The 14,619-nt window shown below is 69.4% G+C and carries 15 protein-coding genes; 9 read left to right on the forward strand and 6 right to left on the reverse strand.

Translation table 11 applies throughout. The features are described from left to right. Positions 1-101 precede the first annotated feature (101 nt). On the reverse strand, positions 102-542 hold the full coding sequence (mce, locus tag ADK54_RS19935) for a methylmalonyl-CoA epimerase (RefSeq protein ID WP_053727023.1): 441 nt from the start codon (positions 540-542) through the stop codon (positions 102-104). Between the two features lie 140 nt (positions 543-682). On the opposite strand from mce, the gene ADK54_RS19940 reads away from it, so the two are divergent. Both ADK54_RS19940 and meaB read left to right on the forward strand, forming a co-directional pair. Next, a complete protein-coding gene (locus tag ADK54_RS19940) occupies positions 683-1,882 on the forward strand; it encodes an acetyl-CoA C-acetyltransferase (protein WP_053727024.1) in 1,200 nt (399 codons plus the stop codon). A gap of 75 nt (positions 1,883-1,957) precedes the next feature. After that, the gene (gene meaB / locus ADK54_RS19945; protein ID WP_053727025.1) at positions 1,958-2,914 is read left to right on the forward strand and encodes a methylmalonyl Co-A mutase-associated GTPase MeaB; all 957 of its coding nucleotides are present in this window, start codon (positions 1,958-1,960) and stop codon (positions 2,912-2,914) included. Positions 2,915-2,944: 30 nt separating this feature from the next. Here meaB and ADK54_RS19950 read toward each other — a convergent pair whose 3' ends face one another. The 4 genes from ADK54_RS19950 to ADK54_RS19965 all read right to left on the reverse strand — a co-directional run bounded on the left by ADK54_RS19950 (position 2,945) and on the right by ADK54_RS19965 (position 5,626). Continuing rightward, positions 2,945-3,421 (reverse strand): MarR family winged helix-turn-helix transcriptional regulator, encoded by a 477-nt coding sequence (locus ADK54_RS19950; protein ID WP_053727026.1) that lies wholly within the window; start codon positions 3,419-3,421, stop codon positions 2,945-2,947. Positions 3,422-3,564: 143 nt separating this feature from the next. Continuing rightward, entirely contained in the window at positions 3,565-4,341 is a 777-nt protein-coding gene (locus ADK54_RS19955; RefSeq protein ID WP_053727027.1) for an AIM24 family protein, read from the reverse strand. Further along, entirely contained in the window at positions 4,338-4,988 is a 651-nt protein-coding gene (locus tag ADK54_RS19960) for an AIM24 family protein (protein WP_053727028.1), read from the reverse strand. Before ADK54_RS19960 ends, ADK54_RS19955 begins: the two co-directional genes overlap by 4 nt. Next, the gene (locus ADK54_RS19965) at positions 4,988-5,626 is read right to left on the reverse strand and encodes an AIM24 family protein (protein ID WP_078966488.1); all 639 of its coding nucleotides are present in this window, start codon (positions 5,624-5,626) and stop codon (positions 4,988-4,990) included. Before ADK54_RS19965 ends, ADK54_RS19960 begins: the two co-directional genes overlap by 1 nt. 158 nt (positions 5,627-5,784) lie before the next feature. Here ADK54_RS19965 and ADK54_RS19970 point away from each other — a divergent pair, with 158 nt between their 5' ends. From ADK54_RS19970 to ADK54_RS19985, 4 genes are all read left to right on the forward strand, one after another. Next, on the forward strand, positions 5,785-6,129 hold the full coding sequence (locus ADK54_RS19970; RefSeq protein ID WP_053727029.1) for a DUF3817 domain-containing protein: 345 nt from the start codon (positions 5,785-5,787) through the stop codon (positions 6,127-6,129). Next, on the forward strand, positions 6,126-6,419 hold the full coding sequence (locus ADK54_RS19975; RefSeq protein ID WP_053727030.1) for an MTH1187 family thiamine-binding protein: 294 nt from the start codon (positions 6,126-6,128) through the stop codon (positions 6,417-6,419). The genes ADK54_RS19970 and ADK54_RS19975 overlap by 4 nt, the downstream gene beginning before the upstream one ends. Positions 6,420-6,617: 198 nt before the next feature. Further along, on the forward strand, positions 6,618-8,384 hold the full coding sequence (locus ADK54_RS19980; protein ID WP_053727048.1) for a glycosyltransferase family 2 protein: 1,767 nt from the start codon (positions 6,618-6,620) through the stop codon (positions 8,382-8,384). Positions 8,385-8,387: 3 nt separating this feature from the next. Beyond that, on the forward strand, positions 8,388-10,343 hold the full coding sequence (locus ADK54_RS19985) for a kelch motif-containing protein (protein ID WP_053727031.1): 1,956 nt from the start codon (positions 8,388-8,390) through the stop codon (positions 10,341-10,343). 14 nt (positions 10,344-10,357) lie between these two features. Here the strand turns inward: ADK54_RS19985 and ADK54_RS19990 are convergent, their stop codons facing one another. Continuing rightward, a complete protein-coding gene (locus ADK54_RS19990) occupies positions 10,358-11,392 on the reverse strand; it encodes a glycoside hydrolase family 6 protein (RefSeq protein ID WP_053727032.1) in 1,035 nt (344 codons plus the stop codon). 173 nt (positions 11,393-11,565) lie between these two features. On the opposite strand from ADK54_RS19990, the gene ADK54_RS19995 reads away from it, so the two are divergent. The 3 genes from ADK54_RS19995 (at position 11,566) to ADK54_RS20005 (ending at position 14,406) form a co-directional block, all read left to right on the forward strand. Next, the gene (locus tag ADK54_RS19995) at positions 11,566-12,072 is read left to right on the forward strand and encodes a MarR family winged helix-turn-helix transcriptional regulator (RefSeq protein ID WP_053727033.1); all 507 of its coding nucleotides are present in this window, start codon (positions 11,566-11,568) and stop codon (positions 12,070-12,072) included. Positions 12,073-12,280: 208 nt separating this feature from the next. Further along, positions 12,281-12,619, forward strand: coding sequence for a DUF3817 domain-containing protein (locus tag ADK54_RS20000; protein ID WP_053727034.1), 339 nt, complete (start codon positions 12,281-12,283; stop codon positions 12,617-12,619). An 86-nt stretch (positions 12,620-12,705) separates the two neighbouring features. After that, positions 12,706-14,406 carry an acyl-CoA mutase large subunit family protein gene (locus ADK54_RS20005; RefSeq protein WP_053727035.1) on the forward strand — a complete coding sequence of 567 codons (1,701 nt, stop codon included), beginning with the start codon at positions 12,706-12,708 and terminating at the stop codon, positions 14,404-14,406. The last annotated feature ends 213 nt before the right edge of the window (positions 14,407-14,619 follow it).

The following is a 14,619-nucleotide window of genomic DNA, read 5'->3' on the forward strand; positions in this document are numbered from 1 at the left end:
CAAAACAGGGGCGTGGGTCCCAGGCCCCGACCCGACCCCGGCCCGGAACCGCCCACTGTACCGGGCCGAGTATCCGGAGGTCCGGCCTCCACTGTGTGGGCTCAGTGGGTGGTGGTGCCCTCGGGTGCGGAAGTGACGAGTTCGGTGAGCACGCCGTGGCAGTCCTTGGGGTGCAGGAAGGTGATCTGCGAGCCCATCGAACCGGTGCGCGGCTGGTCGTAGAGGACGCGTACGCCCTTGTCGCGGATGGCCTCGGAGTCCGCGGTGACGTCCCCGGTGCCGAAGGCGATGTGGTGGACGCCCTCGCCGTTCTTGGCCAGCCACTTGCCGACCGCGGAGTCCTCGCGGGTCGGCTCCAGGAGCTGGAGGTAGGAGGCCCCGCCGTCGGAGGTCTCGTTGATCTTGAGCATGGCCTCGCGCACGCCCTGTTCCTCGTTGATCTCGGTGTGGAACACCTCGAATCCGTACGTCGCACGGTAGAACTCGACGGTCTTGTCGAGGTCGAAACAGGCGATCCCGATGTGGTCGATTCGCGTCAGCATGGGTCCAGTGCAGCGCTCGCAGGGGTGGTTACGCAACGTGCGCGCGATCACACCTACTGCCCGGTGACGTGGGCAGTACCGCTCAGTACATTCGAAGTAAACCCTCGTTCACACCCTCACCTCCCAAGGGGCCGTGCCTCATGTCTGGAACGACCGGTACCACCTCAGTGATCGTCGCGGGCGCCCGTACGCCCATGAGCCGGCTCCTCGGCTCCCTCAAGTCCTTCTCCGGCGCCGACCTCGGAGGGTTCGCCATCAAGGCGGCCCTGGACCGGGCCGGCATCGGCGGCGACCAGGTGCAGTACGTGATCATGGGCCAGGTGCTCCAGGCCGGGGCCGGCCAGATCCCCGCGCGCCAGGCGGCCGTCAAGGCCGGCATCCCGATGAACGTCCCCGCGCTCACCATCAACAAGGTGTGCCTGTCGGGTCTGGACGCCATCGCGCTCGCCGACCAGCTGATCCGCGCGGGCGAGTTCGACATCGTGGTCGCCGGTGGCCAGGAGTCGATGACCAACGCCCCGCACCTGCTGCCGAAGTCCCGCGAGGGCTACAAGTACGGCGCGATCGAGATGCTCGACGCGATGGCGTACGACGGTCTGACCGACTCCTTCGAGAACATCCCCATGGGGGAGTCCACGGAGAAGCACAACACCCGTCTGGGCATCGCCCGCCCCGAGCAGGACGCGATCGCCGCCGCCTCGCACCAGCGCGCCGCGGCCGCCCAGAAGAACGGCATCTTCGAGGCCGAGATCACCCCGATCGAGATCCCGCAGCGCAAGGGCGACCCGGTCCTGTTCGCCAAGGACGAGGGCGTGCGCGCCGACACCACCGTCGAGTCCCTGGGCAAGCTGCGCCCCGCCTTCGCCAAGGACGGCACGATCACGGCCGGCACCTCCTCGCAGATCTCGGACGGCGCGGCCGCGGTCGTCGTCATGTCCAAGGCCAAGGCCGAGGAGCTGGGCCTGGAGTGGATCGCCGAGATCGGCGCCCACGGCAACGTGGCGGGCCCCGACAACTCGCTCCAGTCGCAGCCCTCGAACGCGATCAAGCACGCGGTCGGCAAGGAGGGGATCACGGTCGAGGACCTCGACCTGATCGAGATCAACGAGGCCTTCGCGGCGGTCGCCGTCCAGTCAATGAAGGACCTCGGAGTTTCCCCGGAAAAGGTGAATGTCAACGGCGGCGCCATCGCGCTTGGCCACCCGATCGGCATGTCCGGCGCCCGCGTGGTGCTGCACCTCGCCCTCGAACTGAAGCGCCGCGGCGGCGGCGTGGGCGCGGCGGCCCTGTGCGGCGGCGGCGGTCAGGGCGACGCGCTGATCGTGCACGTTCCTAAGTAAGCGCAGTCCGGGCAAGTAACACCCGTGAGCAACTCCCTGATCCCTGCGGTGCGTACGCGACTGAACGGAGCGGCAATGGTGGACGTCCCCGAACTGGTGGCCCAGGCCCGGGAAGGCCGGCCCAGGGCCGTCGCCCGGCTGATCTCGCTGGTCGAGGGGGCGTCCCCGCAGCTGCGCGAGGTCATGGCGGCGCTGGCCCCACTCGCGGGCAACGCGTACGTCGTGGGGCTCACGGGCTCGCCCGGTGTCGGCAAGTCGACCTCCACCTCGGCGCTGGTCACCGCCTACCGCAGGGCCGGGAAGCGGGTCGGCGTGCTCGCCGTCGACCCGTCCTCGCCCTTCTCCGGCGGGGCCCTGCTCGGCGACCGGGTCCGGATGTCCGAGCACGCTTCCGACCCGGGCGTCTACATCCGCTCGATGGCGACCCGGGGCCACCTGGGCGGCCTGGCCTGGGCCGCGCCCCAGGCGATCCGGGTCCTGGACGCGGCGGGCTGCGAGGTGATCCTGGTCGAGACGGTGGGCGTCGGTCAGTCCGAGGTCGAGATCGCCTCGCAGGCCGACACCTCGGTGGTGCTGCTCGCGCCCGGCATGGGCGACGGCATCCAGGCGGCCAAGGCCGGAATCCTGGAGATCGGCGACCTGTACGTCGTCAACAAGGCGGACCGGGACGGCGCGGACGCCACGGCCCGCGAGCTCAACCACATGCTGGGCCTGGGCGAATCACGCGGCCCGGGGGACTGGCGCCCGCCCATCGTCAAGACGGTGGCGGCGCGCGGCGAGGGCATCGACGAGGTAGTGGAGGCGCTGGAGAAGCACCACGCGTGGATGGCCGAGCACGGCGTCCTCGCCGAGCGGCGCCGGGCCCGCGCGGCCCGCGAGGTCGAGACCATCGCGGTCACCGCCCTGCGCGAGCGCATCGGCTCCCTGCACGGCGACCGCCGCCTGGACGCGCTGGCGCAGCGCATCGTGGACGGCGAACTCGACCCGTACGCGGCGGCCGACGAGCTGGTGGCCGGGCTGACCGGGGCCTAGATCCGACCGGGGCCCGTGTCTGACTGTGTGTCAGATCTTGCCGCGGTGACCCCGCAGGTGCTCCGCGACCGGGGTCAGTGACTCGCGTAGATCCGCCAGCGCCTCGCTCGACAGCAGGTCGATGAAGTGGCGCCGCACGGAGGCCACATGGTGGGGGGCGACCTTCTCCATGGTCTCCGTGCCGTGCTCGGTGAGGACGGCGAAGAGCCCGCGCCGGTCCGACTCGCAGTTCTCGCGCCGGACCAGGCCCGCGTTCTCCATGCGGGTGATCTGGTGCGAGAGACGGCTCTTGGACTGGAGGGTGGCGGCCGCGAGGTCGCTCATCCGCATCCGCTTGTCGGCCGACTCCGAGAGGTTCACCAGGATCTCGTAGTCGTTGTTGGTCAGGCCGAACGGCTGCAGATCCTTCTCCATCTGGTAGGTCAGCATCCTGTTGACGTCCAGATAAGTGCGCCAGGCGCACTGCTCGTCGTCGCTCAGCCAGTTCGTGGCCGTCTCGGTCTCCATATGTGGATTCTACCTAAGAAGTTGAATTCTGAACGAAGTGTGGGAGTGTGACGCCCGGCACGTGATGCGATCGCGCCACTCGCGCGGCCCCGCCGAACCCCGAGGGGCTCAGGCGTTCGACGTCACACTCCGCAGACTACCGCTCACAGGCCGAAGCGACGCTGGAGGTCCCCCAGCTGGCCGGGAAGACGCGGTCCCGCGCCCTGCTGGCCGGGCCCGCCCTGGCCGCCGCCCGGCACCCCGGGCTCGTTCGTGACCTGCCCGGTCGCCTGCTCCGCCATGAGTACCTCGGTGGACTGGAGCAGTACCGTACCGGCCCCCACGAACTCGAACTGGTGCTCCTCGCCGGACGTTCCGCCGAGCCCGGTGAGTGACCGGATTCCGCCCAGGACGCCCGTCATGTAACCGTGGTCGTAGTGGTGGCACGGCGAAGGGCAGTCCGCCCAGCCGACCAGCGCCTGCGGGTCCACCCGGATCGGCGGCTCCATGAAGACGACGGGACCGTTGGACGCGGCCACGAACTTGCCCGTGCCGATCAGGGTCAGGAACCCCGGCACGATCGACTGCTTCAGCGCGAGCGAGGGCTGGTAGGCCAGCAGGTTGCCGGACCGGATCGTCAGGTTGCCCTCGTCCAGGTCGTAGCTGTTCACGTCGAAGGCGCGGTCCGCGAGCAGCATCTTGCCGCTGCCGTCCGCCACCACCCAGTCGCTGGCGTGCAGCGGCGAGTGGAAGCTCGTGCGAAGGAGCCGGTCGAGCCGGCCGTGGCCGATGCCGTTGAACTCGATCTGCCCGTAGTAGGCGATCATCTTGCCCTTCTGCAGGAACCACTGGCTCGACTTGAGCTCCACGCAGAAGGTGTACTTGTTGACGTTGTCGTCGGTCGGCAGCGAGTAGGGATCGAAGATCACCGGGGCGGTCACAGCTTCTCCTCCGAGGCCTGCACGTACACCGAGCCGTTGCCGGACAGTTCGAGCTGGAAGGCCTCGCCGGAGCCCCGGCCCACCATGTCGCGCCAGCCCAGCGCGGCCGAGAGCTTGTTGCGCACGTCGCCGTGGTGGGCCACGTAGGCCTGCGGGTCGACGTGCACCGGGCGCTGCGGGGTGATCGGAAGCTCGATCACGCCGCCGTGCGCCATGACCGCGACCGCCCCGTGCCCCTTGAGGGTCGTGGTGAACAGGCCCTGCCCGGTCACCTGGCCGCGCACCATGCCCATGACGCCGCCCTGCGAGCCCATGAACATCGTGCCCTGCTGGAGCGACCCGTCGAAGGCGAGCAGGCGGTCGGCCTCCACGTACAGGGTGTCGCCCTGGAGGTTGATCACCTGGATGTGGTGGCCGCCGTGGCCGAACATCACGGTGCCGCTGCCCTCGACCGTCATCAGCGGGGTCGCCTCGTTGGCGACCCGGCGGCCGATCATCGACATGATGCCGCCCTGGCCGCCCTGGATGTTGGGCGTGAAGGACACCTCGCCCTTGTACGCGAGCATCGCGCCGCGCTGGCTGAACATCTTCTGTCCGGGGCTCACCGTCGCCTCGACCATCTTCGAGTTGATCTCGCGGAAGGGCATCAGACGTCCCCGCCGATCGTGTTGCGCTCGCTGGGCTGCACGTACACCAGGCCCTCGCCCTCGAACCGGATCTGGAAGGCCTCGCCGGAGCCCTCGCCGAGGAAGGTCCGGAACGTCACCCCGGACTGGAAGCGCTGCTGGAGGTTGCCCTGGTGCGCGATGTACGCCCCGGGGTCGACGGACAGCGGGTACTGGGCGCTGACCCGGAGCACCACGGCCGGTCCGTCCGACATGATCGCGGCCTGGCCGTGGCCCTCGATCGTCGTGGTGAACAGGCCGTTGCCCTGGCTCGCGCCGCGCAGGCCGGTGAACGTGGTGCCGGTGCGCAGCCCCGCGTCCGTGGCGAGCAGGTTGCTCGCCTCGACGAAGAGCTTGTCGCCGGTCAGGCTCACGAGGTTGATCTCGCTCGCGCGGTCGGCGAAGTAGCACGTGCCGTGCCCCTTCACCTCCATCACGGTCATCTGTTCGCCGGTGAGGCGGCGGGTCACCATGCCGCGCAGACCCTCACCGCCGCCGGTCATCTTCTTGAACGCCATCTGGCCGTCGTAGGCGACCATCGAGCCGTTCTTCGCTTTGACGGCGTCGCCGGTCATGTCGACGGCGAGCACTTTGCTGCCCTGGAGTCGGAACGTTGCCACGGCCCGACGTTAGCGGGCCGGGGACCCGCCCCGACAGGGGCAAGGGTGCGATGTCAGAATGGGGATCGTTTGTGCATGCGTTCACAAAGATCGCTGCCGACGGATCGCCGTCAGACGATCACCGCCGCCCGCCCCTCCCAGCGAAGGTGCCCCCGCCCGTGGACATCAAGACAGCCTCCGCCCTGCATCGACTCCGACTGATCTCGCTCCCCGAGGCCATCTCGTTCCCGATCCTGCTGGTGTGCTCCGTGCTCAAGCGCACCACCTCGTTCGACGGGGTCATGGTCATGGGCATGGTCCACGGCATCCTGTTCACGCTGTACGTGCTCTTCTGGCTGGACGCCTGGAACCGCACCAAGTGGTCCGCGAAGACCGGCGCGCTCTACTTCGTGCTCGCCGTGCTGCCCTTCGGCGGCTTCTTCGCCGAGCGTAAGATCCGCCGCGAGCTGGACGCCGCGGTCATCGCGACCCGGGCCCGCAAGGAAGGCGTGGTCAACGCATGATCGTCGCCTTCTCGGTCAGCCCGCTCGGCGTCGGCGAGGACGTGGGGGAGTACGTGGCCGAGGCGGTCCGCGTGGTCCGCGAGTCCGGCCTGCCCAACCGTACGGACGCGATGTTCACGTCCATCGAGGGCGAGTGGGACGAGGTGATGGACGTCGTCAAGCGCGCCGTCGCCGCCGTCGAGGCCCGCTCGAACCGGGTCTCGCTGGTGCTCAAGGCGGACATTCGCCCCGGCGTCACGGACGGCCTGACGTCCAAGGTGGAGACGGTGGAGCGCCACCTGTCCGCGTAACCGATCTTCGGCGAAGAGCCCCCGGCCGTCCCGGCCGGGGGCTCTTGCGCGTCCCGGGCCGCACCTACCGCGCGCGAAAGCCGTTCAATCCAGAACCGCTCACTCGGAGTACTCCGGTCGACACGCCAAGAATTCTCCACTTTTGTGGGGATATCAACCCAGTTCGAGACCCTGCTTGACGATCAGCTGGAGGGCACCGTGCGTCCGGAGGGCTACGACTACGACACCCACAGCCGACTGGCCGGACCACTGACGGAGCCGGGCGACAAGCCCTACCGGGTGCAGTACCGCAGCCTGCTCTCCCGGGAGCCGCACCGCATGCGCGCCGTCCTGCTGATGACCCTGGCGCCGATACTCACCGGCCTGCTGCTCGTCTACCTCGTCTGGCCAACCCACTGGGTCGAGCGCGAGGGCGGCGACCGCTGGCTCGTGGGCCTCGACATCGCGATGCTGGTCTCGATCGGCCTGATCGAGCTCTTCATGGTCACCAACGTCGCCTCCGTGGCCCATGCCACGATGGTCGCCCGCGACCCCGTCCCGGTCGTCCCCGAATACGGCACCCGGGTCGCCTTCCTCACCACGTACGTGCCCGGCAAGGAACCCATATCCATGGTGCGGAACACCCTGGAGGCGGCCGTCCGGCTCACGCACACCGGGCCGCTCGACATCTGGCTCCTGGACGAGGGCGACGACGAACAGGCCAGGGCCCTCTGCACCGAGCTCGGGGTGCGCCACTTCTCCCGCAAGGGCGTCCCCGAGTGGAACCGCGAGAACGGCGCCCACAAGGCCCGCACCAAGCACGGCAATTACAACGCCTGGATCGCGATGCACGGCGGCGGCTACGACTTCTTCGCCTCCGTCGACACCGACCACGCCCCGCTCCCCAACTTCCTGGAGCGGATGATGGGTTACTTCCGCGATCCCGACGTCGCCTTCGTCGTCGGACCGCAGGTGTACGGGAACTACGACTCTCCCGTCACCAAGGCCGCCGAATCCCAGCAGTTCCTCTTCCACGCGCTGATCCAGCGGGCCGGCAACCGCTACCGGGCGCCCATGTTCGTCGGCACCAACAACGTCGTGCGGATCGCGGCGCTGCGGCAGATCGGCGGCCTGTACGACTCGATCACCGAGGACATGGCCACCGGCTTCGAACTGCACCGGCACAAGAACCCGAGGACCGGCCACCACTGGCGCTCCGTGTACACCCCTGACGTGCTGGCCGTAGGCGAGGGCCCGGCCTCCTGGACCGACTTCTTCACCCAGCAGATGCGCTGGTCGCGCGGCACCTACGAGACGCTGTTCAAGCAGTACTGGAAGGCGCCCTTCAGCATGCCGCCCGGCCGGCTGCTCTCGTACACCCTGATGCTCGTCTACTACCCGATGACCGCCGTCAACTGGCTTCTGGGGATCGTCAGTTGCGTGCTGTTCCTGTGGTTCGGGGCGTCCGGCACCCAGGTCACCGCCTCGGTCTGGCTGATGCTCTACAGCGACGCGGCGGCCCTCCAGATCGGGCTCTACCTCTGGAACCGGCGGCACAACGTCTCCCCCCACGAACCCGAGGGCTCGGGCGGGCTCGCCGGGATGGGCATGTCGGCGCTCTCGGCGCCCATCTACCTCAAGTCGCTCGGTTCGGCCGTGCTGCGCACCCGCGGCCAGTTCGTCGTCACCCCCAAGGGCGGCCAGGCCAGCCCCGACCGGCTGTGGACCTTCCGCATCCACCTGTTCTGGGCGGCCGTCCTCGCCATCTCGCTGATCGCCTCCGTCCAGTACCGCCACACCCACGCCGCCATGCGCACCTGGGCCGTGCTCGCCCTGTGCATCGCGCTGGCCCCGGCGGCGATCTGGTCCTGGACGACGCTGCGCGAGCGCGGCGCGGCCCGCGCCGCGGCCAAGGTCTCCACCCGGCAGAAGAACGCCACGGGCGAGGCGGAACCCGCCGTCGCCACGACGACCGGAGGGAACTGAGCCATGGCCCACCGGCCCTCGCAGCGGACGAAGAAGACCCTGCTCGGCGGCGGCGCCGTCGTGCTCCTCGCCGGCCTCAACGCCCCCGCCGCACTCTCCTTCGCCACCGAGCAGTACCACGCGTACGAGATCGCCCAGCCCGAGTACATGGCGCGGTACGGCGCCTGGCACGGCGTCGACATCCCCAAGGAGTACCGCACCAACGCCATCCACGCGGCGCTGCTGCACACCGGCAAGGTGCTGATCATCGCGGGCTCCGGCAACAAGCAGGACCACTTCGACGCGGGCACCTTCGACACCGTGCTGTGGAACCCGAAGGACAACTCCTTCAAGAAGATCCCCACCCCCGCGGACTTCTTCTGCGGCGGCCACGCCCAACTCCCGGACGGCAAGCTCCTGGTGGCCGGCGGAACCGCCCGCTACGAGCTCCTGGACGGCGAGGTCAAGCGGGCCGGGGGCGGCATGCGGGTCAAGAACGAGAGCCCGGACAGGGCCGTCACCGTCAAGAAGGGCAGCAGGTTCCGCTCCCCGTCGGGCATCGAGTACATATCCAAGTTCGACGTCACGGTGCCGCCCGCCAAGCGCGAGTTCGAGGTCGCGTACTACGACACCGGGCAGATGAAGCCCTGGAAGACCAAGACCACCGCGGGTGAGGCGCGGGTCTTCGTCGAGGCGGTCGTCGAGGGCCCCCAGTCGGTCGCCACCGACCGGGCCCAGTACGAGATCGAGGGCCTGACCGGCAAGGACGCCGACGACGTGTACGGGCTCGCCGAGAAGATCACCCTGGACAAGCAGGACTTCCAGGGGATCAGGGCGGCGTACGAATTCGACCCGAAGGCCGAGAAGTACGTCCCGGTCGCCCCGATGAAGGAGGCCCGTTGGTACCCGACGCTCACCACGCTCCAGGACGGCCGGGTGCTCGCCGTCTCCGGACTCGACGACGTGGGCGCGATCCTCGCGGGCGACAACGAGATCTACGACCCGAAGACCAAGCAGTGGTCCAAGGGCCCCTTCCGCTACTTCCCGACCTACCCCTCGCTGTTCCTGACGAAGAGCGGCAAGCTCTTCTACTCGGGCGCCAACGCCGGGTACGGGCCCGCCGACAAGGGCCGCGAGCCCGGCCTGTGGGACGTCGAGAAGAACACCTTCACCAAGATCGGCGGTCTGAACGCCACCGACCAGCTGGAGACGGCCAGTTCACTCCTGCTGCCTCCCGCCCAGGACCAGCGGTTCATGCTGCTCGGCGGCGGCGGGGTCGGCGAGTCCAAGAAGGCGACGCCCCGCACGGCCGTGGTGGACCTCAAGCAGAACAGCCCCGCCTTCAAGAGCGGGCCCGAACTCCCGCAAGGAACCCGGTACTTGAACAGCGTGATCATGCCGGACGACTCGGTGTTCACCAGCGGCGGCTCCGCCGACTACCGGGGCCGGGGCGGCTCCAACATCCTCAAGGCCCAGTTCTACGACCCCAAGGAGAACGCCTTCCGCGAGGCGGCCGACCCCACGGTCGGCCGCAACTACCACTCCGAGGCGCTGCTGCTGCCCGACGGCCGGGTCGCCACCTTCGGCTCCGACTCGCTGTTCGGTGACAAGGACAACACCAAGCTCGGCAAGTTCGAGCAGCGCATGGAGGTCTACACCCCGCCCTACCTCTACCGCGACAAGGACAAGCGCCCGGCCCTCGGCGACGGCCCCGAGGCCGCGGCGGGCGACGGCCGGGCGACCTTCAAGACGGACCATCCCGAGCGCGTCGTCAAGGCCCGCCTGATGCGGCCGAGCGCGGTCACCCACACCACGGACGTCGAGCAGCGCTCGATCGAACTGGGCCTGACGAAGGACAAGAACTCGGTCACCATCACCGTCCCGAAGGACCGGGCGCTGGTCCCGCCCGGCTGGTACATGGTCTTCGTGACCGACCAGGAGGGCACCCCGTCCGAGGCGAAGTGGCTCCGGGTGGACTGAGCCGCCCGGGGGTGTCAGAACCGGGCGCGCTTGGCGAGCCCGAGGGCGTACTCCGGCCACCAGGTCCCGGCGGACGGGCCGCCCCGGCAGGGCCCGTCCGAGTCGCCCGGCCGCTTGATCCACAGGAACGCGTCGACGAGCGGATCCCCGGTGCTGACCGACGGCGGCGTCCCCAGGGACCGGCCCGGGGGATTGCACCAGGCCTGGTCGCGGTCGCCGCGCAGGGGGCCCTCGCCGTTGCGGCTGGTGTCCATGACGAAGTGTTTGCCGCCGAGCCCCTGGGACACCTTCGCCCCGTACGCCCGTACCGTCGCGTCGGTCTGGAAGTTGGAGACGTTCAGCGCGAACCCGTCGGCGTTCTCGATCCCGGCCCGCCGCAGGGGCTCGACGAGGCTGTAGGGATCCGGGAGCCACGAAGGGTTGCCGGCATCGAGATAGACCTTGGTGTCGGGCAGCTTCTTGAAATACCGAATCGCCTCGTTGAGGAGCTGATAGCGCTCGGCGTGATGCTCGGGCGTCGTGCACCCGTCGACCATGTGGGCGACCGCGTCCGGCTCCAGGATCACGACCGCCGGGGCGTCGCCGATCGCCTCGGCGAACATCCCGTACCAGGCGCGGTAGCCGTCGACCCCGTTCGCCCCGCCCGCCGAGTACTTGCCGCAGTCGCGGTGCGGAATGTTGTACGCCACGAACAGCGCGGTCCGCTTGTCCTTGGCGGCGCCCTCGACGGCCCTGCGGATGCCGGGCTGCGGGTTGTCCCCGGACGGCCAGGTGGCCACCGGCCGGTCCGCGATCCGCCGCAGCGCCTGGGCGTCGGCGGTCCGGCCCTGCCGCTGATAGATCCTGATCTGCCGGGCCGCGTCGCTCTCCGGGTCCACCCAGAAGGGAGAGCCGGGCGCGGGCGCGGGGGCGGCCTCGGCCTCCGCCGGGGTGTGGGCCCGGGCCACGGGCGCCTCGTCGGGGTCGGCGCCGAACGAGCAGCCGGCGACGGCGGCGAGCAGGGCCGCGGCGAGCAGGGCTCTGCACGGGAGGGTTCTGTACCGGGACATCAGGCCCCCTGGGGGCGACAAGGGTCTGGACGGGATGTTCTGAATGATTTACATGGAACCGGGCAATAGTGACATAACGGTCACTCTGCGTGGGGGAGCGCCATGCCGGGCGGTCCGGTACCGAACTTCGAGACGGGGCTGACCGGCATGTGACCAGTGGGTAAGGTCGACGGGTGCCCAAGCCGCTCAGCCTTCCCTTCGATCCCATCGCCCGAGCCGACGAACTCTGGCAGCAGCGCTGGGGACCCGTGCCCTCGATGGGGGCGATCACCTCGATCATGCGGGCGCACCAGATCCTGCTCGCCGAGGTCGACGCGGTGGTGAAGCCCTACGGGCTGACCTTCGCGCGGTACGAGGCGCTGGTGCTGCTGACCTTCTCCAAGGAGGGGGAGCTGCCGATGTCGAAGATCGGCGAGCGCCTGATGGTCCACCCCACCTCGGTCACCAACACGGTGGACCGCCTCGTGAAGTCGGGCCTCGTGGACAAGCGCCCGAACCCGAACGACGGCCGCGGGACCCTGGCGTCCATCACGGACAAGGGCCGTGAGGTGGTGGAACAGGCCACGCGCGACCTGATGGCGATGGAGTTCGGGCTCGGCGTCTACGACGCGGAGGAGTGCGGGGAGATCTTCGCGATGCTGCGGCCCCTGCGGGTGGCGGCGAACGACTTCGAGGAATAGCCCATCCCCGCTGGGGATGCCTGGTTCGCACCCTGCCAGGGGCGCGGGGAACTGCGCGACCGGCCACGCACGGTCCGCAGCCGAAGCATCAACACCCCCGGCGGGTTTCGGGAAGGGGTGGGGTGGGGCCAACGGGGTCTGGGGCGGAGCCCCAGGGCTGCGGGACCCGGGCGAAGATCGCCCCGCATGTCCGGTTACGCTCGACCGCATGAAAAAGAGCGTGCTGACCCGCTACCGGGTGATGGCGTACGTCACCGGCGTGCTGCTGGTCCTGCTGACCCTCGGCGTGATCGCCAAGTACATCCTCGACATGAACGGCGCCGCGGACTTCACGAAGGTCGTCGGCATCGCCCACGGCTGGCTGTACGTGATCTACCTCGTCTTCGCCTTCGACCTGGGCTCCAAGGCGAAGTGGCCGGTCGGCAAGCAGCTGTGGGTGCTGATCGCCGGCACGATCCCCACCGCCGCCTTCTTCGTCGAGCGCAAGGTCTCCAAGGAACTGGAGTCCAGGCTCGCGGACGGCGTCCCCGCGGGCGCCCGCGCCTGACGGCACAAGCCCGACCCACCGCCGCGTGAGCAATGCGCGGCGGTCGGCCATCGACATTTACTAGGACGTCCAAGTAAATTTGAGTCATGGACGCTGACGCCATCGAAGAAGGCCGCCGTCGCTGGCAGGCCCGTTACGACAAGGCCCGCAAGCGCGACGCGGACTTCACCACGCTCTCCGGGGACCCCGTGGACCCGGCGTACGGGCCCCGGCCCGGCGACACCTACGACGGGTTCGAACGGATCGGCTGGCCCGGGGAGTACCCCTTCACCCGTGGCCTGTACCCGACCGGCTACCGGGGGCGTACGTGGACGATCCGGCAGTTCGCCGGGTTCGGCAACGCCGAGCAGACCAATGAGCGCTACAAGATGATCCTGGCCGCCGGCGGCGGCGGGCTGAGCGTCGCCTTCGACATGCCCACCCTCATGGGCCGCGACTCCGACGACCCCCGCTCGCTCGGCGAGGTGGGCCACTGCGGCGTCGCCATCGACTCGGCCGCCGACATGGAGGTCCTGTTCAAGGACATCCCGCTGGGCGATGTCACCACATCCATGACCATCAGCGGGCCGGCCGTGCCCGTCTTCTGCATGTACCTGGTGGCCGCGGAGCGCCAAGGGGTCGACCCGGGCATCCTCAACGGCACGCTCCAGACGGACATCTTCAAGGAGTACATCGCGCAGAAGGAGTGGCTCTTCCAGCCCGAGCCCCATCTGCGCCTCATCGGCGACCTGATGGAGCACTGCGCGCGCGGCATCCCCGCGTACAAGCCGCTGTCGGTCTCCGGCTACCACATCCGCGAGGCCGGGGCGACGGCCGCGCAGGAGCTGGCGTACACCCTGGCCGACGGCTTCGGCTACGTGGAACTGGGCCTCAGCCGGGGCCTGGACGTGGACGTCTTCGCCTCCGGGCTCTCCTTCTTCTTCGACGCGCACGTGGACTTCTTCGAGGAGATCGCCAAGTTCCGTGCGGCGCGCCGCATCTGGGCCCGCTGGATGAAGGAGGTGTACGGCGCCCAGTCGGACAAGGCGCAGTGGCTGCGGTTCCACACCCAGACCGCCGGGGTTTCGCTGACCGCGCAGCAGCCGTACAACAACGTCGTACGCACCGCCGTGGAGGCCCTCGCGGCCGTGCTCGGCGGCACCAACTCGCTGCACACCAACGCGCTGGACGAGACCCTCGCGCTGCCCAGCGAGCAGGCCGCCGAGATCGCGCTGCGCACGCAGCAGGTGCTGATGGAGGAGACCGGCGTCGCGAACGTCGCCGACCCGCTGGGCGGCTCCTGGTACGTGGAGCAGCTCACCGACCGGATCGAGTCGGACGCGGAGAAGATCTTCGAGCAGATAAAGGAGCGGGGCACGCGGGCGCACCCCGACGGGCAGCACCCGATCGGTCCGATCACGTCCGGGATCCTGCGCGGCATCGAGGACGGCTGGTTCACCGGCGAGATCGCCGAGTCGGCCTTCCGCTACCAGCAGTCCCTGGAGAAGGGCGACAAGCGGGTCGTGGGCGTCAACTGCCACCACGGTTCGGTCACCGGTGACCTGGAGATCCTGCGGGTCAGCCACGAGGTGGAGCGCGAGCAGGTGCGGGTCCTGGTCGACCGCAAGTCGCGCCGCGACGACGGGGCGGTGCGCGCCGCCCTCGACGCGATGCTGGCCGCCGCCCGGGACGGCTCCAACATGATCGTGCCGATGCTGGACGCGGTGCGGGCGGAGGCGACGCTGGGTGAGATCTGCGGGGTGCTCCGCGACGAGTGGGGCACGTACACGGAGCCTCCGGGCTTCTGACCCCGTTTTGCCCCCTACCCCGCCCCTTCCCGAAACCCGCCGGGGGTGAGATGTCCAGTGCGGGACGTGGGTGGTTGCTCGCGCAGTTCCCCGCGCCCCTGGCAGGTCGGGTGCAGGCCCGCATCGGGGCATTTCAGCCCGTCATGGGGGTCCCCCCTGGCCCTTGAGGCCTTGGGGGAGTTTGAGGACGAGCGCCCTTGAGGCGCGAATGGG

This window comes from Streptomyces sp. WM6378 (assembly GCF_001279695.1).
Taxonomy (GTDB): Bacteria; Actinomycetota; Actinomycetes; order Streptomycetales; family Streptomycetaceae; genus Streptomyces.